Consider the following 19,309-nt stretch of genomic DNA (forward strand, 5'->3'; position numbering starts at 1 on the left):
ATCCTCCAACGATCCCCGTCACTGTCCAGGAGCCCTTTCATGTCGCTGACCCGATGCTTCCCGTGCCTTTCACTGTGGGCGCGCGCCGCCGGCCTGGCCACGCTCGCAGCTCTCGCCGCCACGGCCGGCGCGCACGACCTCACGGTCGAAGTGCTGAATGCCCGCTCGGCGCAGGGCACGGTCGATGGCGCGCTGTATGACGGCGCCGCCACCTGGCTCAAGACGCCGCGGGCGGGTGAGCGCCAGCCCGCGGCCGAGCGCGTGCTGCTGGTCTACCGCGGCCTGCCGGCCGGCCGCTACGCGTTGTCGGTGTTTCACGACGAGAACGGCAACGGCAAGCTCGACAGCAACGTGGCCGGCGTCCCGACCGAGCGCTATGGCTTCAGCCGCGATGCGCGCGGCCACTTCAGCGCGCCCGACTTCGACGCCGCCGCGGTCGATCTGCAGGGCGACGCCAGCATCACCATCCATCTGCGCTGAGAGGGGAGAGCCCACCATGCAACGCCGCCACGTTCTGCAGTCCCTGCTGGCCACGGCCGGCAGCGCCGCCCTGGGTGTCCGCGCCGCCACCGGGGCCAGCGTCGACGCCACCGCCGCCGCCTTTGCCGCGGCCGAGCCGCTGCACCCCTGGACCCTGGGCTACGTCGGCCTGCAGCGCGACGTCGAGCCGCTGCCGATGCGCCTGCAGGGACGCCTGCCGGACGGGCTGGTCGGCAACTTCTACCGCAACGGCCCGGCGCGCCACATGCTGGGCGGCCAGCGCTATCACCACCTGTTCGACGGCGACGGCATGGTGCAGCAGTACGCGCTGACGCCGGCCGGCATCACGCACCGCGGGCGCTTCGTGCGCACCGAAAAATTCCTGGCCGACAGCGCCGCCGGTCACCCCGTGCGTGCCGCCTTCGGCACCAACCCGCCCGGCGCCAACCCCTTGATCGCGCCGGACGCCATCAACGTCGCCAACACCAGCGTGCTGAACCACGGTGGGCGCTTCATGGCGCTGTGGGAGGGCGGCTCGGCCACCGAGCTGGACGCGCGCACGCTGGACACCCGCGGCCCCAGGGTCTGGTCGCCCGACTACGCCGGCATGCCGTTCTCGGCGCACCCCAAGATCGAGCCCGACGGCAGCCTGTGGAACTTCGGCGTCAGCAGCTCGGCCGGCATGCTGTCGATCTACCGCGTCAAGCCCGATGGCGAACTGGCCACCGCCACCACCATCCGCGTGCCGGACATCGCCATGGTGCACGACTTCGCCGTCACCGAACGCCATCTGGTGTTCCTGCTGCCACCCCTGGTGTTCGATCGCGCCCGAGCCGAGGCCGGCGAAACCTTTCTCGACAGCCATGTGTGGAAGCCCGAGTTGGGCCTGCGCGTGCTGCTGCTGCCCAAGGATCGGCTCGATGCGCCGCGCTGGTTCACGCTGCCGGCCGGCTTCGTGTTCCACATCGGCAACGCCTGCGAGGAGCGCGGCGTGATCCGGCTCGACTGCATCCGCTCGCCCAGCGCCTGGGCCGCCACCACCGGACTCAAGGAGCTGATGCGCGGCCAGTACGAGGCCCCGGAGCACACCTCGGTGGCGCTGCTGGAGCTCGACCTGGCGAGCGGCGCGGCGCGCCAGCAATTGCTGCCGCATGTGGCCGAGTTCCCGCGCGTCGATCCGCGCATCGTCGGCCGGGCCTATCGGCAGGTGTTCACCGCCGCGCGCGTCGATGCGGGCGACCGGCCCGGCTTCGACGCCGTCATGCGGCTGGACGTGACGAGCGGCGCGCAGCAGCTTTACCGCTACGGCCCAGGCGTGATGGTGGAAGAGCACATTTTCGTGCCGCGCCCCGGCGGCAGTGGCCACGAAGGCGACGGCTGGCTGATGGGCACCGCGCTCGATCTGGCGCGGCGGCAGATGCTGCTGTCGGTGTTCGACGCGCAGCACCTGGCCGACGGGCCGCTGCTGCAGGCGCGCATGGACCGCGTGATGCCGCTGGGCCTGCATGCCATCTTTGTTCCGGCCTGAGGGCGAAGCCGTGTCCGCCCCCATCCCGAGCGACAGCGATCCGGAGCCCGGCCCCGAGCGCCTGCACGCGCTGTGCGACGGCATGGTGGCGATCGCGCTGACGGTGCTGGCGCTGGAAATCCGCTTCCCCGAGGGCGAGCGTGGGCCGATGCGCTCGCTGCTGGGCCCCATGCTGCCCAGCGTGCTGGCCTTTCTGCTGAGCTTTGTCGTCATCAGCGGCTTCTGGCTGGCGCACCACCGCCTGACGCGCCGCGTGCGCCGCACCAGCCGGGGCTACAACCTGGCCAACATCGGCTTCATGCTGGCGCTGGTCTCGCTGAACTTTCCCACGGCGGCGCTGGCGCACTATGGCGACGGCGACCCCTGGGCCGTGCTGCTGTACGCGGGCGTGGTGGCGACCACCGGCCTGATGCTGCTGCTCACCGTGGTCACGGCGCAGCGGCAGGCACTGGCCGAGCCCGCGCCCGGTGTCGCCGAACGCCGGCAGGCGCTGGTCGTGGTGGTCTGGCCGACGGCCGTGTTTTTGCTGTCGATCCCGCTGGCGCTGGTTCATCCGCTCGGCGCCATGCTGCTGTGGACGCTGGCCGCGCTGGGGCCGCTGGTGCGGCGCCTGCTGGATCGCGCGTGACCGCGTGCGCCGGGCCGGTGCCTGCTCCTTGGCCCGGAAGCCGCTGCACCAGCCCTTGGCGGCGACGTCGAAGCCGGAAGAACGGGCGCAAGGTTCATAGGCGCCGCCCATCACAACGCCGACCGCAAATCATTCATCTGTATGGCGCGCGCCACGGACATCCCGGCCAGAGTCAAACGGGCGAAAGCCGCCCTTGCGGCCCATGCCGGACACGTGCAGAACGGAGTGGCGCACTGCATGGGAAGCTCTGTCGTTTTGATGCGGAGCGAAGGTCATGGGGCGACTGTCTCGGCTTGCCCCTGACCACTGCCCTTGGGTCAGTGCGTGCCTTGTCCCAGCAACTGGCCGCCCACCGGGGTGCCGTACAGCGAGTATTCGCTGTCGTGAAACTGCGCGCGCGTTTGCACCACGTCGCCCGTGAAGCGCGGGTCTTGCGGGCGCTCGTGGCTGTCCATGAAGGTGGCCACGTCCCAGGCCTGTTGGTCGGTCAGCGTGCCGCCCTGGCCCAGCGGCATGTTGGCCTTGATGAAGGCGGCGGCACTGTCGATGTTGGCCATGCCCGCGCCCCAGTTGAAGGACTGCGCGCCCCACAGCGGCGGAAACACCTGCGTGTCGCTGGCGCGCTGGCCCTGGCCGCCGTCGCCATGGCACAGCGCGCAGTGGGACTCGAACACCTTCTGTCCGCGCGCGATGTCGGGTGGCTGCGCTGCCTTGGCCAGTTTGGCAAAGCCCGCGCCGGGCAGTCGCTCGCCCACCGGCGCGCCGGTGGCCATCCAGTAGGAGTACGCCTCCAGCGCCACCAGCACCTCGTCGCCGAAGGGCGGCGCCTTGCCGTTCATGCTGTACATGAAGCAGCCGCGCAGGCGCTCGGCAAAGGTGTCGACATGCTTGGTCTTGCTGCGATAGGCCGGATACAGCAGGTAGGCGCCCCACATCGGCGCCGCATGGGCCTGCCGCCCGGCGTCCAGGTGGCAGTTGACGCAGTTGAGGTTGTTGCCGACATAGGCCTTGGCGTTGACGCCGGTGTGCAAAAAAATCTGTTCGCCCTTGCGGATCATGTCGCCCATGGGCGTGTGCGGGATGGCGTCGTCCGCCGGGGGCAGAAAGCCGGCGCCGCGGGCGGCCACCGGCTGGATGGGCGCCGCGCTGGACGCCGTGGGCGCAGGGCTGGAAGGCGCGGCGGCCTGGGGTGCGCTGAAGGTCGGTGCGGCTGCGGGGGGCGGCGCAGCGACCGCGGCGGGCGCCGCGCGCATCTCCCGCACGATCCTGACGCCGAACACCGCCAGCGCAATCAGCAGCAGCAGCACCATCAGGCCGGCAAACCAGACCAGGGCTTGGGTCTCGTCATGGGCCGGCCGAGGCGCGGATGGGTCTGGGTGCGGGCTGGGTTCGGCTGGCATGGCGGCCCCTCGATCACGGCTGGCCGGCCGACGGGGGCCGGCTGGCGTAGTACTGCGCGACGGCGCTGATGTCGTCGTGACTCAGCTTTTTGGCGATGCCCTGCATCAGGCCCAGCGGGCCGGGCGGGCGCTGGCCGCTTTTCCAAGCGTCGATCTGCGCCTGCATATAGGCCGCGCCCAGGCGCGCCAGCGCCGGAAAGTGCTCGCCCACCCCTGCGCCGCCCGGGCCGTGGCAACTGGCGCAGGCCGGGATGCCGTCGGCCCAGCGGCCGCGCTCCACCAGCCAGGCGCCCTGGTCCTTGGGGTCGGCCGGGCCCGCCGCCTGCGGCGCGATGCCCGAGGGCAGGCTGGCAAACCAGGCGGCCACGTCGGCGCGCGCGGACGCATCCAGACCTTTGGCAATGGGCGCCATGATGGCGTTGGCGCGCGTGCCGTCGGCAAAGGCGTCCAGTTGCTCGCGCAGGTAGCTGGCGCCTTGGCCCGCCAGCGGCGGAAAGCCGGGGCCGCCTTCGCCCTTGGCGCCATGGCAGGTGACGCAGGCCGCGACTGCAGGCGGCACGCCCTGGGCCGCGATGGCCGCGCCGTGCTGCACATCGGCCGGGGCCGCCCAGGCGGGGCTGGCACCCAGCAGGCCCGCAGCCAGCAGGGCCAAGCCCCGATGCAGCGCCGGCGTTCCAACGGTGGCGGATGGCAGGTTCATGGCCGCGATGCGCGTGGTGACGCCGGCATGATAGCGGTCGTGGGTGCGCTGGCAAGCCGCTGTGTGGACGGGGCCGCGTCCGCGCGCCATGCGCTTGTCGCCGGCACTGGCCGTGGCGTCACACTCACGTGCACGCGCCAGCCGGCGCCATGCATCGGCGGTGTGGGGTGACCTGCCCCGCCGGGGTCAGGCCCTTATTTCTTGGCTTGGAAGCCGCTGCACCAGCCCTTGGCGGCGACGTCGAAGCCGGGGAACAGGGCGCAGGGGCCGTAGGCGTCGCCGGCCTTGCCCTGGTAGTGCACGCAGGCCATGCAGTCTTGCCCGGGCTTGTGCGGCGCGGGGGCCTTGGTGTCGTCCTCGACGTAGTTCAGGGCCTTGGCGGTGGCGCTCTTGTCGACGCTCAGGTGCGGCAGCGCGGCCCAGGCGCGGCGCGGCAGCGAACCCAGCAGGGCGGCCGCGGCGACCGCGACCTGGAAGAAACGACGACGATCGGAAGTGACTTCGAACTTCATGTGCGTGCTCCTTGGCAGAGGCCTCGCATCGAGGCACTGCGGGGGCCAGCGTACGGCGCTTGACCGGCGTCAACTCGGCGCCGCGCGGGTAACCACGTGGGTGGTATCGGTATTGCCGTGATGCGCGCGCGGCGACCCGGCTCAGGCGCGCGCCAGCACCGGCCCCAGCGCCACGCCGGTGTGCGTGCCGGCGCGCACCACGGCTTCGGGCGTGCCGGCGGCGACGATGCGCCCGCCCCCGGCGCCGCCTTCGGGGCCCAGGTCGATGATCCAATCGGCCTCGGCGATCAGGTCCAGGTCGTGCTCGATCACCAGCACGCTGTGGCCGCCGTCGACCAGGCGGTGCAGCACGCGGATCAGCTTCTCGACGTCCTGCATGTGCAGGCCGACGGTGGGCTCGTCCAGCACGTACAGGGTGTGCGGCGCCTTCTGGCCGCGCCGGCCGATGTCGTCGCGGACCTTCGACAGTTCGGTCACCAGCTTGATGCGCTGCGCCTCGCCGCCGCTGAGCGTGGGCGAGGGCTGGCCCAGCGTCAGGTAGCCCAGGCCCACGTCCTGCAGCAGCTGCAGCGGGTGGGCGATGGCCGGCATGCTGGCGAAGAAGTCCACCGCCTGGTCGACCTCCATGCGCAGCACGTCGCCGATGCTTTGGCCGCGCCAGGTGACGGCCAGGGTCTCGGGGTTGAAGCGCGCGCCGTGGCAGGCCTCGCAGGGCACCTTGACGTCGGGCAGAAAACTCATGGCGATGGTGCGCAGGCCCTGGCCTTCGCAGGCGGGGCAGCGGCCGGCGCCGGTGTTGAAGGAAAAGCGCCCGGGCAGGTAGCCGCGCGCCTTGGCTTCCAGCGTTTCGGCGTAGAGCTTGCGGATGGCGTCCCAGAAACCGATGTAGGTGGCGGGGCAGGAGCGAGGGGTCTTGCCGATGGGCGTCTGGTCGACTTCGAGCACGCGGTCGATGGCGCCGAAGCCCTCGATGGCGCTGCAGCCGATCAGGCCGTGACCATTGATTTGATAGCTGTTGGCGCTTGATGCATCGGCGCGAACGGTCGATTTGGCTTTGGAGTCGGGGCGCACGAAGCGCTGCACGTTGGCCAGCAGCACGTCGCGCGCCAGGGTGGATTTGCCCGAGCCCGACACGCCGGTGACGGCCACCAGGCGGCCCAGCGGCACGGCGGCATCGACGTCTTGCAGGTTGTGCAGGCTGGCGCCCGCCACCCTCAGCCAGCCTATTGCTCCCTCTCCCTCTGGGAGAGGGTTGGGGTGAGGGCCGGCAGCGGTGGAATGGGCGGCGGCGATGGTTGTTGCGCCCATGCCCTCACCCCCACCCTCTCCCGCCAGCGGGCGAGGGGGCAAGACCACCCGCCGCGCCTGCATCGGGTGGCGCATGGCGTGCAACAGATAGCGCCCGGTGGCCGAGTCGGGCGCGGCCTGCAGGTCGGCCGCCGTGCCCTCGGCCACCAGGCGGCCGCCGCGCAGGCCGGCGCCGGGGCCGATGTCGATCAGGTGCTGGGCGGCGCGGATGGTGTCGACGTCGTGCTCGACCACCACCAGGGTGTTGCCCTGCTCGCTCAAGTCCTTCAGCGCGCCCAGCAGGATGCCGTTGTCGCGCGGGTGCAGGCCGATGGTGGGCTCGTCCAGCACGTAGCACACGCCCTGCAGGTTGCTGCCCAGCTGGGCCGCCAGGCGAATGCGCTGCGCCTCGCCGCCGCTGAGCGTGGGCGCGCCGCGGTCGAGCGTGAGGTAGCCCAGGCCGACCTGCTCCAGAAAGCGCAGGCGGCCCTGGATTTCGGGCAGCAGGTCGCGGGCGATGTCGGCGCTGCGGCCTTCAAGCCGCAGGGTGTTGAACCAGGCGTGCAGGTCTTCGACGGACAGGCGGGCGAGGGCGGTGATGGAAATGCCCTGACCCTCACCCCCACCCTCTCCCGCCAGCGGGAGAGGGGGCAAGGCGGCTCCTTGGGTTGACTCCCTCTCCCCCGCGGGGAGAGGGTTGGGGTGAGGGAGCTCCCTCCCCCCCTGGGGGAGGGTTGGGGTGGGGGCCAGTGGCGCGTCCCCATCCACCATGGTCTGCCCCCCTCCCTGCCTCCCCCCAGCGGGGGGAGGAGAAATATCCAGCAAGACCGCGCGCGCCACGGGGTTCAGCCGCGTGCCTTGGCAGCTGGGGCAGGGCTGCTCGGTCAGGTCGTCCACCTCGGGCTCGGCAAAGGTCTGCTCGCGGCCCTTTTCGTCGGCGGCCAGCACCGAATCGTCGAGCGCCTTGCGCTGCTCGCGCGTCAGCTTGACGCCGGTGCCCACGCAGTCGGGGCACCAGCCGTGCTTGCTGTTGTAGGAGAACAGGCGCGGGTCCAGCTCGGCGTAGCTGGTGGCGCAGACCGGGCAGGCGCGCTTGGTCGAGAACACCTCGATGCGGCCGATGTGCGCGGTCGATGTGCCGGTCTCCATGGCGTTGCGCAGGCCGGCGATGTCGTGCAGCACGTGCACCACGCCCTTGCCGTGCTCCAGCGCGCGCGCCAGCGATTCGCGCAGCTGCGCCTCGTTGCCGGGGGTGACGGGCAGGCTCAGCACCGGCAGCTCGATGGTGTGCTCCTTGAAGCGGTCCAGGCGCGGAAAGCCGGTGGTGGGCAAAAACTCGCCGTCCACCCGCAGGTGGGTGAAGCCGCGCGGGCGCGCCCAGTCGGCCAGCTCGGTGTAGACGCCCTTGCGCGCCACCACCAGCGGCGCCAGCAGGCCGATGGTCTGGCCGCGGTGGCGCGTCATGATCTGCGCGGCAATGCGCTCGGGCGTCTGCGGCTGCACGGCAGCAAAGTCGTGCACGCAGTGCTGCACGCCCAGCTTGACGTACAGCAGGCGCAGAAAGTGCCACACCTCGGTGACGGTGCCCACCGTGCTCTTGCGCCCGCCGCGCGACAGGCGCTGCTCGATCGCCACCGTGGGCGGAATGCCGTAGACCGCGTCCACGTCGGGCCGGCCCGCCGGCTGCACGATGGAGCGCGCGTAGGCGTTGAGCGATTCGAGGTAGCGGCGCTGCCCTTCGTTGAACAGGATGTCGAAGGCCAGCGTGGACTTGCCCGAGCCCGACACGCCCGTGACCACGCTGAAGCGGCCGCGCGGCACCTGCACGCTGAGGTTCTTCAGGTTGTGCTCGCGTGCGCGCAGGATTTGAATGTTTTCGGCCGCTGGCCCTTGTGCAGCAAGCGCGAGCAGCTTCTGTTTGTATAGCGAACTGGCTTCGTGCGCGGCCAGTGCACCCTGGCCGAGCGCCGCCTCGTACTCGCGCAGCGCCGCGCCGGTGTGCGAGCTGGGATGCCGCGCCACGTCCGCCGGCGTGCCCTGCGCCACGATGCGCCCGCCGGCGTCGCCGCCCTCGGGGCCCAGGTCGATCAGCCAGTCGCTGGCCCGCATCACGTCCAGGTTGTGCTCGATCACGATCAGCGAATGGCCGGCATCCAACAGCTTGCGCAGCGCGCGCATCAGCTTGGCGATGTCGTCGAAGTGCAGGCCGGTGGTCGGCTCGTCGAACAAGAACAGCTGGCCCTTGCGCGCCATCGGTTGGCGGCTGACCGATGTGTTCTTCGCCGCCTCGGCCAAGTGGCCCGCCAGTTTCAGCCGCTGCGCTTCGCCGCCGCTCAGCGTGGGCACCGGCTGGCCCAGCCGCACGTAGTCCAGCCCCACGTCCACGATGGGCTGCAGCGCGCGCACCACCTCGCGGTCGCGCGCGAACACCTGCACCGCCTCGGCCACGGTCAGCTCCAGCACGTCGGCCACGTTCAGGTGCCGCGTCTTCAAATGGGGGTCAGATGACAATTTCTGGCTGCTGCCGAGAGCGGCCAACGCCTCGGCCGCCTGTTGAAAATGTTGATCTGACCCCGATTTTTGGGGACGGTCGATGCGCACTTCGAGGATTTCGGGGCGGTAGCGCTGGCCATTGCAGTCGGGGCAGCGCAGATAGACGTCGCTGAGAAACTGCATCTCCACGTGCTCGAAGCCCGAGCCGCCGCAGGTGGGGCAGCGCCCGTCGCCCGAGTTGAAGCTGAACTTGGCGGCGGTGTAACCGCGCTGGCGGGCCTGCGGCGCGTCGGCAAACAGCTTGCGGATGGCGTCCCAGGCGCCGACGTAGCTGGCGGGGTTGGAGCGCGCCGTCTTGCCGATGGGCGACTGGTCGACGAAGACCACGCCCGCCAGCTGTTCGGCGCCCAGCAGGCGCTCATGCGCGCCGGGCGCTTCGGTGGCCTGGCCGAAGTGGCGCATCAGCGCCGGCGCCAGCACGTCCTGGATCAGCGTGGACTTGCCCGAGCCCGACACGCCGGTGACGGTGACCAGACGCTGCAGCGGAAAGGCGACGTCGAAGCCCTTGAGGTTGTGCTCGCGCACGCCTTCCAGGATCAGGCGCGGCGTGTTGTCTTGCACGAGGCGCGAAAAGCCCAGGCCGATGGACTTGCGCCCGCCCAGGTACTGGCCGGTCAGCGTGTCGGCGCCGCGCAGCTCGGCCGGTGTGCCGTCGAACACGATGCGCCCGCCGGCGGCGCCCGGGCCGGGGCCGAAGTCGAGCACGCGGTCGGCTGCCAGCATGACGGCCGGGTCGTGCTCGACCACCACCAGGGTGTTGCCGGCCGTCTTCAGGCGCTGCATGGCCTGGGTGATGCGGTCCATGTCGCGCGGGTGCAGGCCGATGCTGGGCTCGTCCAGCACGAACAGGGTGTTGACGAGAGACGTGCCCAGCGCGGTCGTCAGGTTGATGCGTTGCACCTCGCCGCCGCTCAGGGTGCGGCTTTGCCGGTCCAGCGTGAGGTAGCCGATGCCGACGTCGCACAGGTACTTCAGGCGGGTCTGGATTTCGTCCAGGATGAGCTTGCGGGCCAGGGCTGTTGCTCCCTCGCCCCTCTGGGGAGAGGGCGCGGGGCCCCCGCGAAGCTCTGCTTCGTGGGGTGCAGGTGGGGGTGAGGGGCTGGCGGCGTCGACTGCGGGCGCTGCCAGCCCCCACCCCGACCCTCCCCCAGTGGGGGAGGGCGTGTCCAGGCGCATGAAAAAGCGCCGCAAGCGCTCGATCGGCAGCAGCATCAGATCGTGCAGGCACAGCCCCGGCAGCGCCTCGAGCTGCTCGCGCGTCCACGCCACGCCCTGCGGCATGAAGCGCTGCGCGGGCTCCAGCACGGTGTCGGCATCTTCTTTCGACCCAACACGCCACAGCAGCGAATCGGTCTTCAAGCGCGCGCCGCCGCAGGCCGGGCAGGGCGTGTAGCTGCGGTACTTGGACAAGAGCACGCGGATGTGCATCTTGTAGGCCTTGGTCTCCAGGTAGGCAAAGAAGCGCCGGATGCCGTACCACTGCTTGTTCCAGTGGCCTTCCTTGTAGTTGGGCGTGCCTTCGATGACCCAGTGCTTCTGCTCGGGCGTCAGCTTGTTCCAGGCCGTGTCGCGCGGGATGCCGGCGGCCTCGGCGTGGCGCATCAGGTCGTCCTGGCATTCGCTCCAGGCGGGGGTCTGGATCGGCTTGACGGCGCCGGCGCGCAGGGTCAACCGTTCGTCCGGAATCACCAGGCCCCAGTCCACCCCGATCACGCGGCCGAAACCGCGGCAGGTCTCGCACGCGCCCACGGCCGAGTTGAAGCTGAACATCGAGGGCAGCGGGTCGCCATAGCGCAGGTCGCTTTCGGGGCAGTGCAGGCCGGTCGAAAACCTCCACAGGTCCGCATCGCCTTCCTCTTGCAGCGCGTAGACGCTCATGCGCCCAGCCCCGCGCAGCAGCGCCAACTCAATGGCTTCAACGGCGCGCGCCTTTTCGACGCTGCCCATGCGAAAACGATCCGCAACGACATCGAGGACTTTGCGATCACCCTCGGTGCGCTCGGCCTGCACGCGCGTGAAGCCGGCCGCCGACAGCCACTGCGCCACGTCGTCGGCGGTGGCGCTGCCGGGCAGTTCCACGGCGAAAGTGACGATCAATCGGGGATCGCTGGTATTGGCCCCCACGCTCCGCACTGGCGTGTCTGCGCTGCCCCCCGAGGGGGCTGCTTCGCCTTGGGGCGGCCCGGCGGCGAAGCGCGCACTGCGCGCCACCAGCTCGGCATAAATCGTCTCCGCCGTGTCGTGCCGCACCGGCAGCGCGGTCTGGCGGTCGAACAGCTGGCTGGCGCGGGCGAACAGCAGCTTCAGGTGATCGTTCAGCTCCGTCATCGTGCCGACGGTCGAGCGCGAGCTGCGCACCGGGTTGGTCTGGTCGATGGCGATGGCCGGCGGCACGCCCTCGATCCGGTCCACCGCCGGCTTGTCCATGCGGTCGAGAAACTGGCGCGCATAGGCGCTGAAGGTTTCGACGTAGCGGCGCTGGCCCTCGGCGTACAGCGTGTCGAACACCAGGCTGGACTTGCCCGAGCCGCTGACGCCCGTCACCACCGTCAGCTCGCCGGTGCGCAGGTCCAGGGCCAGGTTCTTCAGGTTGTGCTGTCGGGCGCCGCGGATGCGGATCAGGCCGTGCGTCATGTCGGGTCCAGTCAGGAGAAGCCCGAAGATTCTAGAGAGGCGGGGGCGGCATCACGGGCGCAGGGTCATGCGGATGCGAGCAAAAACAGCCGAACGCAGAGGGCGCAAAGGACTCGCAGAGGACGCAAAAAATTCAATTGGATTGCTTTCAAAATGAAAGCTAACAACGGGCATTGCGCCTTGGTTTTCATCAAGAATTTCTGGATTTCTTCTTCTGCGCCCTTTGCGAATCCTTTGCGTCCTCTGCGTTCGGCTGTTTGGCGGTTTGGGCGTCTCAAGCGCTCGCCTTGCGCTGCGCGTCATAGGCATCGACGATGCGCGCCACCAGCGGGTGGCGCACCACGTCGCGGCTGGTGAAGCGGGTGAAGGCCAGGCCCTTGACGCGCTTGAGCACCCGCTCGGCGTCGATCAGGCCGCTGGTGGTGCCCTTGGGCAGGTCGATCTGGCTGATGTCGCCGGTCACCACGCACTTGCTGCCGAAGCCGATGCGGGTGAGGAACATCTTCATCTGCTCGGGCGTGGTGTTCTGCGCCTCGTCCAGGATGACGAAGGCGTGGTTGAGCGTGCGCCCGCGCATGAAGGCCAGCGGCGCGATCTCGAGTTGCGCGCGCTCGAAGGCCTTGGCCACTCGGTCGAAGCCCATCAGGTCGTACAGCGCGTCGTACAGCGGGCGCAGGTAGGGGTCGACCTTCTGCGTCAAATCGCCCGGCAGAAAGCCCAGGCGCTCGCCGGCCTCCACCGCCGGGCGCGTCAGCAGGATGCGCTGCACCGCCTGGCGCTCCAGCGCGTCGACCGCGCAGGCCACGGCCAGAAAGGTCTTGCCGGTGCCGGCCGGGCCGATGCCGAAGGTGATGTCGTGGCCGGCGATGTTGTCCAGGTACACGCTCTGGTTGGGCGTGCGCGCCTTCAGGTCGGTGCGGCGCGTGCTCAGCAGGCGGCTGCCGTCGGCCGCCTCGGCGCCGGCGCGCTCGTCGCCGGCCAGCATCAGCTGCACGGTGTCGGCGCGGATCGGGCGCGCGGCGATCTCGTACAGCGCCTGCAGCACCACCAGCGCGCGTTCGGCGTGCTTCTTGGCGCCCTCGATCTTGAACTGCTCCTGCCGGTGCGAGATGGCCACCTGCAGCCCCGCCTCGATGGTGCGCAGGTGTTCGTCCATGGGGCCGCACAGGTGCGCCAGGCGCGTGTTGGACAGGGGAGTGAAGGCGTGGCGGAGAATCACCGTGGCATTGTCTCGCATCGGCGCGGGGCGGCTTGCCGCACCGCCCCCCACGCCGCCGATCCGGCATCCCAGGAAGAACCGTCCATGCACCAGCCATCCTCTACTCCCCGCCCTTCCATCTACTACCGCTACCAGGTCCACGCGCCCTGGTTGCCCTCGGCCCATGCGGCGCAGGCGCGCCAGAAGGTGGTCATCGCCGGCTCGGGCCCGGCCGGCATGGTCACGGCGCTGGAGCTGGCGCGCCACGGCGTGGCCAGCGTGGTGCTGACCGCGGAGCTGCAGCTCTCCCAGGGCAGCCGCGCCATCGTGTTTACGCGCCGCTCGATGGAAATCCTGCAGCAGGTGGGCGTGGCCGGGCGCATGACCGAGGGCGGCCTGCCCTGGCGTTACGGCAACTCCTACTACCGCGGCCGGCGCGTGTTCCGCATGGAGGCGCCGCACGACGAGGACGATCGCTTCTTCCCCATGCTCAACGTGCAGCAGCAGTACATGGAGGAGTACCTGTACGACGCCTGCGCGGCCCACCCGCTGATCGACTTCCGCTGGGGCAACAAGCTGCAGTCCGTCGAGCAAAAGGACGGTCATGCCCTGCTCACCGTGGACACGCCCGAGGGCGAATACCCGCTGCAGACCGACTGGCTGGTGGCGGCCGACGGCGGCCGCTCGGGCATACGCACGGCCATGAACCTGCAGATGGAGGGCTCCTCCTACGAGGGCTTCTTCGTCATCGCCGACATCCAGATCGACCTGCCGCTGCCCACCGAGCGCCTGGCCTTCTTCGACCCCGAGTGGAACCCCGGCAACACCATCCTGATGCACCGCGAGCCGCACGGCATCTGGCGCGTGGACTACCAGCTGCCGCCCGGCGAGACGCCCGAGGACGCGCTACGGCCCGAGTCGCTGAAGGCGCGCATCGACGCCCAGCTGGCCATGATCGGCCATGCCGGCCAGCCCTGGGAGATGGATTGGTGCTCGGTGTATTCGGCGCGTACCCTGACGCTGCCCGACTACGTGCACGGCAGCGTCCTCTTCACCGGCGACGCCGCCCATCTGCTGCCGATCTTCGGCGTGCGCGGCGCCAACACGGCGTTCCAGGACGCGCAGTCGCTGGCCTGGCACCTGGCCTTCGTGGTCAAGGGCCTGGCCGGCAAGGCCCTGCTGGCCAACCACAGCGCCGAACGCGTGGGCGCGGCGCGCGAGATCATCGACGAGGGCGGCAAGAGCACCCGCTTCATGACTCCCCCCAGCCGGGGCTTCAGGCTGCTGCGCGACGCGGTGCTGTCGCTGTCGCTGACGCAGGAGTTCGTGCGCCCGCTCTACCACTGGCGCACCTCGCGTCCGCACGAATACACGCACTCGGCGCTGAATAGCCCCGGCGACGACAACGGGCTGTTCACCGACGGCCCCGCGCATGGCGCGCCGCCCCGGAACGTGCGCCTGGGCGCCGACGAATTCCTGCTGGATCACCTGGGCGGCGGCTTCGAGCTGCTCTACTTCACCGAGGCCGATGCCATTCCCGCGCCTTTGCAGGCGGTGCTGGCCGAGTGGCGCGCGCGCGGCGTGCCGCTGCGCGTGACGGCGGTGGGCGCGGCCGGCCCGGTGGCCGGCGCCGACCAGGTGCTGGCCGATGCCGACGGCCGCTGCCGCCGGCGCTATGGCGTGTCCGCCGGCGGTGCGGCCTATCTGCTGCGCCCCGACCAGCATGTGTGCGCGCGCTGGCTCACGCTGGACGCCACCCGTCTGCGCGCCGCCCTGCAGACGGCGTTGCCCCAATGAATGACTTCGAAAGGAAGAACACCATGAACCCAGATAGCGCACTGCCCATCGAGGGGCTGGAGACGGTCTACGACACGCTGGCCCTGGCGATCGATCAGGCAGGAGCCGACAAGGCCGACCTGTTCCTGGTCAAGCTGGCCTTGCTGAACGCCAACGCGCTGGCGGACGCGGCGCTGTTCGAGCGGCAGGTGCAGGCGGCGCTGCAGGATTTGTGAGGCCCCGATCACGCCGATAATGCCCGCTGCAATCGCCGCGCCCCGGGGCGATGCGGCAAAGGACAGGAACGAATGATCGGCCAGTTGACCGGCACCCTGCTGGAGAAGAACCCGCCCGAGGTGCTGGTGGACTGCCACGGCGTCGGCTACGAGGTGCAGGTGCCCATGAGCACCTTCTACAACCTGCCCGCCGTTGGCCAGGCCGTGCGCCTGCTCACCCAGTTCATCGTGCGCGAGGACGCGCAGCTGCTCTACGGCTTTGCCACGCCGGCCGAGCGCCAGGCCTTCCGCGAGCTGATCAAGATCTCCGGCGTCGGGCCGCGCACCGCGCTGGCCGTGCTGTCGGGCCTGGGCGTGGCCGAGCTGGCGCGGGCCGTGACGGCGCAGGAGGCGGGGCGCCTGGTCAAGGTGCCCGGCATCGGCAAGAAGACCGCCGAGCGCCTGCTGCTCGAATTGAAGGGCAAGCTGGGCGCCGACCTGGGGCCGGGCGGCGCGGCGGCGACGCCCGCGTCCGATGCCCAGAACGACATCGCGCAGGCCTTGATGGCCCTGGGCTACACCGAGCGCGACGCGCAACTGGCGTTGAAGAACCTGCCCGCCGACGTCGGGGTCAGCGAGGGCATCAAGCTGGCCCTGAAGGTGCTGAGCCGATAAAGTGCGGTGCATCGACTGGAGGACTGCCGCATGCATTGGACTGCCTTGACCGCACCGCTCACCCTGGGTTCGCTGTTGACCCTGTCGGCCTGCAACGGCCTGAGCGCCACGGCGCCGGCCCCGGCCGCCGCCGCGCCGCCGCCCGGCGTGACGCAGATCGACAGCGGCCAGCCGCCGCGCAACCAGTGCCGGGCCGACGCGGCGCAGTTCCTGGTCGGCAGCGCCTGGGGCGCCGACACGCTGGCGCAGGCCCTGGCCGCCGCCGGCGCCGACCGCGCCCGCATGCTGCGGCCCGACAGCATGGTGACCAAGGAATACATGGCCGGACGCCTGAACGTGGTGGTGGATGCCGCCGGCCGCGTCGTCCGCGTGAACTGTGGTTGACCTGAGACTCTTCGCATGACCCCTTCACATCGCATCGCCCTGGCGCTGTCCTGCGTCCTCGCCCTTGGTCTCGGCGCCTGTGGCGGCGGCTCCGACAGCCCGCCGCCCGCGCCGCCGCCCGCGCCCACCCCCACGCCGCCGGCACCGCCGCCCGCGGCCGCCGACCGCATCGAGCCGCTGGACACCGCCGCCCTGCCCAACAAGGCTGCCCTGTCCGCGCCGGCCGCCGTCGCGGTCAGCCGCCTGCCGGCCGGCACCGTGGTGCCGCGGGTCGAACTGGGGCCGCTGGCGGCGCTCAAACTGAGCGCCGGTGACGGCAAGAGCGCACCGCTGCAAATCGGCGTCGGCCGCGCCGTCGCCGCCACCGCCGACGCCGCCGCGCTGGCCGCGCGCCTGCAGTGGCAGCCCCTGCCCGACGGCAGCCAGGTGGCGGCGCTGGCCTTCGATTCGCCCGGCGCCCAGGCCCTGCGCCTGGGCGTGCGCGTGGACGAGGCGCCGGCCGGCACCCGGCTGCGCTTTTACGGCGCGCCCGGATCGCCGGTGGTCGAGCAGGCGGCGGCCCAGGCCCCGCAAGGCGCGGCCGCCCTGCTGTGGGGCCCCGACACGCCGGGCGCCGTCGGCACGCTGGAGCTGCAACTGTCGCCCGGCGCCAGCCCGGCCCAGCTGCGGCTGGCCGTGCCGCAACTGTCGCACCTGAGCCAGACGGTGGAGCAGGCGCTGGCCGCCGTCAAGACCGAAAACGACATCGGCACCGCCGGCCGCTGCAACCTGGACGTGATGTGCACGCCCGCGCTGGACGCCGAAAGCCGCTCGGTGGCGCAACTGCTGTTCACCAAGCCCGACGGCAGCTACCTGTGCACCGGCACCCTGCTGAACGACACGCGCGGCAGCCGCACGCCCCGCCTGCTGACGGCGGCGCACTGCATCGCCGACGACGCCAGCGCCGCCAGCCTCATCACCTACTGGTTCTTCCGCGCCGCGTCCTGCAACGGCTCGCCCAAGGTCGACCCGGCGTCCACGCGCCTGACCAGCGGCGCCAAGCTGCTGTTCACCGATTCGGGCGTGGACAGCACGCTGCTGCAGCTCAACAGCGCGCCGCCGGCCAACGTGGTGTTTGCCGGCTCCTACTTCGGCGACGGCGTGGGCGTGGGGGCCGGCGTGGTGTCCATCCACCATCCCGAGGGCGACCTGCAGAAGGACAGCGTGGGCGCCGTCACCGGCTTCGCCAACTGCGGCACGGGCACCTGCAGCAGCGCCAGCGCCGACGCCGGCTCGCTGCTGCAGATCGGCTGGACGCAGGGCACCACCGAGCCCGGCAGCAGCGGCGCCGCCATCTGGACGCAGCTGGGCAACACGCGCTACGTGGTGGGCGCGCTGCACGGCGGCAGCGCCAGCTGCCAGAACCCCGGCGGCGCCGACTTCTTCGGCCGCTTCAACCGCGCCTTCTACCGCGGCCTGGGCAACTGGCTGACGCAGTGAGGACCGCCCACGCATGAGCATCACCGTCGACGACTTCGCCCCGCCGGCCGGCCAGCCGGCGCCGCGCGTGGTGTCGGGCGCGGCCGCCTCGGCGCGCGAGGAGGCGCTGGAGCGCGCGCTGCGCCCCAAGCTGCTGCGCGACTACGTCGGCCAGGCCAAGGCGCGCGAGCAGCTGGAGATCTTCATCGGCGCCGCCAAAAAGCGTGGCGAGGCGCTGGACCACGTGCTGCTGTTCGGCCCGCCCGGGCTGGGCAAGACCACGCTCAGTCACATCATCGCGCACGAGCTGGGCGTGCAGCTGCGCCAGACCAGCGGCCCGGTGCTGGAAAAGCCCAAGGATCTGGCGGCGCTCCTGACCAGCCTGGAAAAAAACGACGTCCTGTTCATCGACGAAATCCACCGCCTGTCGCCGGTGGTCGAGGAAATCTTGTACCCCGCGCTGGAGGACTACCAGATCGACATCCTGATCGGCGAGGGCCCGGCGGCGCGCTCGATCAAGCTCGACGTGCAGCCCTTCACCCTGGTGGGCGCCACCACGCGCGCCGGCATGCTGACCAACCCGCTGCGCGACCGCTTCGGCATCGTGGCGCGGCTGGAGTTCTACACCCCCGACGAGCTGGCGCGCATCGTCACCCGCTCGGCCGGCCTGCTCAAGGTCGAGGCCGATGCCGAGGGCGCGTTCGAGATCGCGCGCCGCTCGCGCGGCACGCCGCGCATCGCCAACCGCCTGCTGCGCCGCGTGCGCGACTATGCGGACGTTAAGGGCGACGGCCGCATATCGAAAAAGATAGCGCACGACGCCCTGTCCATGCTGGATGTGGACCCGCAGGGCTTCGACCTGATGGACCGCAAGCTGCTCGAGGCGGTGATCCACCGTTTCGACGGCGGCCCGGTCGGGCTGGACAACATCGCCGCCAGCATCGGCGAGGAGGCCGGCACCATCGAGGACGTGATCGAGCCCTACTTGATCCAGCAGGGCTACCTGCAGCGCACCCCGCGCGGACGCGTGGCCACGCTGGCGGCGTACCGGCACCTGGGCGTGGCGGCGCCGCAGGGCGCGGGCGGCCTGTTCGGCGCGTAAGGCCCGGGTGCCCGCGCCGGCCGGCGTTCAACCGGCGCCGCCGAAGACGTCGGTCACCGCCCGCAGCTGCGCCGGCGTGACGGCGTCGGCGCGGCGCGTGGCCGGATCGACGCAGGTGGCGCGCAGCACCTCCGGCGGCAGGCTGGCCAGGCCGCGAAAGCCCCAGTCGCGCAGCACCAGCCAGCGCTCGGCCTGCGCCGCCGCGTGCTCGCGCAGGGCGCGCGCCTGCTCGGGCGTATCGGCCCACACGTCCTCGATTTCGCCGCTGTCGCGCGCGGCCACGCGCAGGCCGGCGGCTGGGGCCCTGACCATCCAGACGCGCTGCTGCGCAAGCAGGGCGGGCGCAAAGCGCTGCAAATACAGGAGCATCAGCGCGCCGATGTGCACCCCGTCGGCGTCCGGGTCGAGCAGCAGCAGCAGGCGCTCGAAGCGCAGCGCCGCCGGGTCCAGGTCCGCGCCCGGCGTGGCCGAGGGCAGGCCCAGCGCGCCGGCCAGCTGCGGGTACAGCGGGTAGGCCGCGACACGCGCCGGGCTGGCGCGCCAGGCGTTCAGCGGCTTGCCTTGCAGCGGCAGCACGGCCTGGGTGCGCGCGTCGCGCACGGCGGCCACCGCGCCGGCGGCCGAGTCGCCCTCGACCAGGAACAGCTCGCAGCCGGCGCCGTGCCGCTGGCTGTCGATCAGTTTGGCGCTGGCCTGAAAGCGGTGCATGGGGTCGTGCCGCAAAGAATCTTGGTCAAATCGACCTCTGGCGCTTGTGCAGCAAGCGCAAGTCGCTACTA

The 19,309-nt window shown here is 71.0% G+C and carries 15 protein-coding genes; 9 read left to right on the forward strand and 6 right to left on the reverse strand.

The window, feature by feature from the left end:
• Positions 1-39 precede the first annotated feature (39 nt).
• From ACWHMB_RS02590 to ACWHMB_RS02600, 3 genes are read left to right on the forward strand one after another with little or no spacing between them, the layout of a single operon-like run.
• Positions 40-480, forward strand: coding sequence for a DUF2141 domain-containing protein (locus ACWHMB_RS02590; protein WP_293222227.1), 441 nt, complete (start codon positions 40-42; stop codon positions 478-480).
• Between the two features lie 16 nt (positions 481-496).
• Positions 497-2,008: a carotenoid oxygenase family protein gene (locus ACWHMB_RS02595; protein ID WP_447648428.1), complete on the forward strand. Its 1,512-nt coding sequence runs from the start codon at positions 497-499 to the stop codon at positions 2,006-2,008.
• 10 nt (positions 2,009-2,018) lie between these two features.
• Entirely contained in the window at positions 2,019-2,636 is a 618-nt protein-coding gene (locus ACWHMB_RS02600; RefSeq protein ID WP_377481803.1) for a TMEM175 family protein, read from the forward strand.
• Between the two features lie 317 nt (positions 2,637-2,953).
• On the opposite strand, the gene ACWHMB_RS02605 is transcribed toward ACWHMB_RS02600, so the two are convergent.
• The 5 genes from ACWHMB_RS02605 to ACWHMB_RS02625 all read right to left on the reverse strand — a co-directional run bounded on the left by ACWHMB_RS02605 (position 2,954) and on the right by ACWHMB_RS02625 (position 12,941).
• Positions 2,954-3,946, reverse strand: a complete 993-nt coding sequence (locus ACWHMB_RS02605; protein WP_377481990.1) for a c-type cytochrome — start codon at positions 3,944-3,946, stop codon at positions 2,954-2,956.
• Positions 3,947-4,049: 103 nt separating this feature from the next.
• Entirely contained in the window at positions 4,050-4,736 is a 687-nt protein-coding gene (locus ACWHMB_RS02610; RefSeq protein ID WP_377481801.1) for a c-type cytochrome, read from the reverse strand.
• 194 nt (positions 4,737-4,930) lie between these two features.
• Positions 4,931-5,248, reverse strand: coding sequence for a high-potential iron-sulfur protein (locus ACWHMB_RS02615; protein ID WP_377481799.1), 318 nt, complete (start codon positions 5,246-5,248; stop codon positions 4,931-4,933).
• 141 nt (positions 5,249-5,389) lie between these two features.
• A complete protein-coding gene (locus ACWHMB_RS02620; RefSeq protein WP_447648429.1) occupies positions 5,390-11,722 on the reverse strand; it encodes an excinuclease ABC subunit UvrA in 6,333 nt (2,110 codons plus the stop codon).
• Positions 11,723-11,996: 274 nt separating this feature from the next.
• The gene (locus ACWHMB_RS02625) at positions 11,997-12,941 is read right to left on the reverse strand and encodes a PhoH family protein (RefSeq protein ID WP_377481797.1); all 945 of its coding nucleotides are present in this window, start codon (positions 12,939-12,941) and stop codon (positions 11,997-11,999) included.
• A gap of 84 nt (positions 12,942-13,025) precedes the next feature.
• On the opposite strand from ACWHMB_RS02625, the gene ACWHMB_RS02630 reads away from it, so the two are divergent.
• The 6 genes from ACWHMB_RS02630 to ruvB all read left to right on the forward strand — a co-directional run bounded on the left by ACWHMB_RS02630 (position 13,026) and on the right by ruvB (position 18,530).
• Positions 13,026-14,717, forward strand: coding sequence for an FAD-dependent monooxygenase (locus ACWHMB_RS02630; RefSeq protein ID WP_377481795.1), 1,692 nt, complete (start codon positions 13,026-13,028; stop codon positions 14,715-14,717).
• Between the two features lie 23 nt (positions 14,718-14,740).
• Positions 14,741-14,932, forward strand: coding sequence for a DUF2783 domain-containing protein (locus ACWHMB_RS02635; RefSeq protein WP_293222486.1), 192 nt, complete (start codon positions 14,741-14,743; stop codon positions 14,930-14,932).
• A gap of 72 nt (positions 14,933-15,004) precedes the next feature.
• Positions 15,005-15,586, forward strand: coding sequence for a Holliday junction branch migration protein RuvA (gene ruvA / locus ACWHMB_RS02640; RefSeq protein WP_293222484.1), 582 nt, complete (start codon positions 15,005-15,007; stop codon positions 15,584-15,586).
• Positions 15,587-15,616: 30 nt separating this feature from the next.
• Complete coding sequence (locus ACWHMB_RS02645; RefSeq protein WP_293222482.1) at positions 15,617-15,970, forward strand: I78 family peptidase inhibitor; 354 nt, start codon at positions 15,617-15,619, stop codon at positions 15,968-15,970.
• Between the two features lie 15 nt (positions 15,971-15,985).
• Positions 15,986-17,449: a trypsin-like serine peptidase gene (locus tag ACWHMB_RS02650; RefSeq protein WP_377481790.1), complete on the forward strand. Its 1,464-nt coding sequence runs from the start codon at positions 15,986-15,988 to the stop codon at positions 17,447-17,449.
• A gap of 13 nt (positions 17,450-17,462) precedes the next feature.
• Positions 17,463-18,530 carry a Holliday junction branch migration DNA helicase RuvB gene (ruvB, locus tag ACWHMB_RS02655; RefSeq protein ID WP_377481788.1) on the forward strand — a complete coding sequence of 356 codons (1,068 nt, stop codon included), beginning with the start codon at positions 17,463-17,465 and terminating at the stop codon, positions 18,528-18,530.
• Between the two features lie 27 nt (positions 18,531-18,557).
• On the opposite strand, the gene ACWHMB_RS02660 is transcribed toward ruvB, so the two are convergent.
• Complete coding sequence (locus ACWHMB_RS02660; RefSeq protein WP_293220480.1) at positions 18,558-19,238, reverse strand: toprim domain-containing protein; 681 nt, start codon at positions 19,236-19,238, stop codon at positions 18,558-18,560.
• Positions 19,239-19,309: the final 71 nt, after the last annotated feature.

It is taken from the genome of Ottowia pentelensis (assembly GCF_964341695.1).

What these genes read in the sequence shown, in the direction of transcription:
- ACWHMB_RS02590 (WP_293222227.1), top strand. Translation starts at nt 40, where the DNA reads ATGTCGCTGACCCGATGCTTCCCGTGCCTTTCACTGTGGGCGCGCGCC.
- ACWHMB_RS02595 (WP_447648428.1), top strand. Translation starts at nt 497, where the DNA reads ATGCAACGCCGCCACGTTCTGCAGTCCCTGCTGGCCACGGCCGGCAGC.
- ACWHMB_RS02605 (WP_377481990.1), bottom strand. Translation starts at nt 3,946, where the DNA reads ATGGTGCTGCTGCTGCTGATTGCGCTGGCGGTGTTCGGCGTCAGGATC.
- ACWHMB_RS02610 (WP_377481801.1), bottom strand. Translation starts at nt 4,736, where the DNA reads ATGAACCTGCCATCCGCCACCGTTGGAACGCCGGCGCTGCATCGGGGC.
- ACWHMB_RS02615 (WP_377481799.1), bottom strand. Translation starts at nt 5,248, where the DNA reads ATGAAGTTCGAAGTCACTTCCGATCGTCGTCGTTTCTTCCAGGTCGCG.
- ACWHMB_RS02620 (WP_447648429.1), bottom strand. Translation starts at nt 11,722, where the DNA reads ATGACGCACGGCCTGATCCGCATCCGCGGCGCCCGACAGCACAACCTG.
- ACWHMB_RS02630 (WP_377481795.1), top strand. Translation starts at nt 13,026, where the DNA reads ATGCACCAGCCATCCTCTACTCCCCGCCCTTCCATCTACTACCGCTAC.
- ACWHMB_RS02635 (WP_293222486.1), top strand. Translation starts at nt 14,741, where the DNA reads ATGAACCCAGATAGCGCACTGCCCATCGAGGGGCTGGAGACGGTCTAC.
- ruvA (WP_293222484.1), top strand. Translation starts at nt 15,005, where the DNA reads ATGATCGGCCAGTTGACCGGCACCCTGCTGGAGAAGAACCCGCCCGAG.
- ACWHMB_RS02645 (WP_293222482.1), top strand. Translation starts at nt 15,617, where the DNA reads ATGCATTGGACTGCCTTGACCGCACCGCTCACCCTGGGTTCGCTGTTG.
- ACWHMB_RS02650 (WP_377481790.1), top strand. Translation starts at nt 15,986, where the DNA reads ATGACCCCTTCACATCGCATCGCCCTGGCGCTGTCCTGCGTCCTCGCC.
- ruvB (WP_377481788.1), top strand. Translation starts at nt 17,463, where the DNA reads ATGAGCATCACCGTCGACGACTTCGCCCCGCCGGCCGGCCAGCCGGCG.
- ACWHMB_RS02660 (WP_293220480.1), bottom strand. Translation starts at nt 19,238, where the DNA reads ATGCACCGCTTTCAGGCCAGCGCCAAACTGATCGACAGCCAGCGGCAC.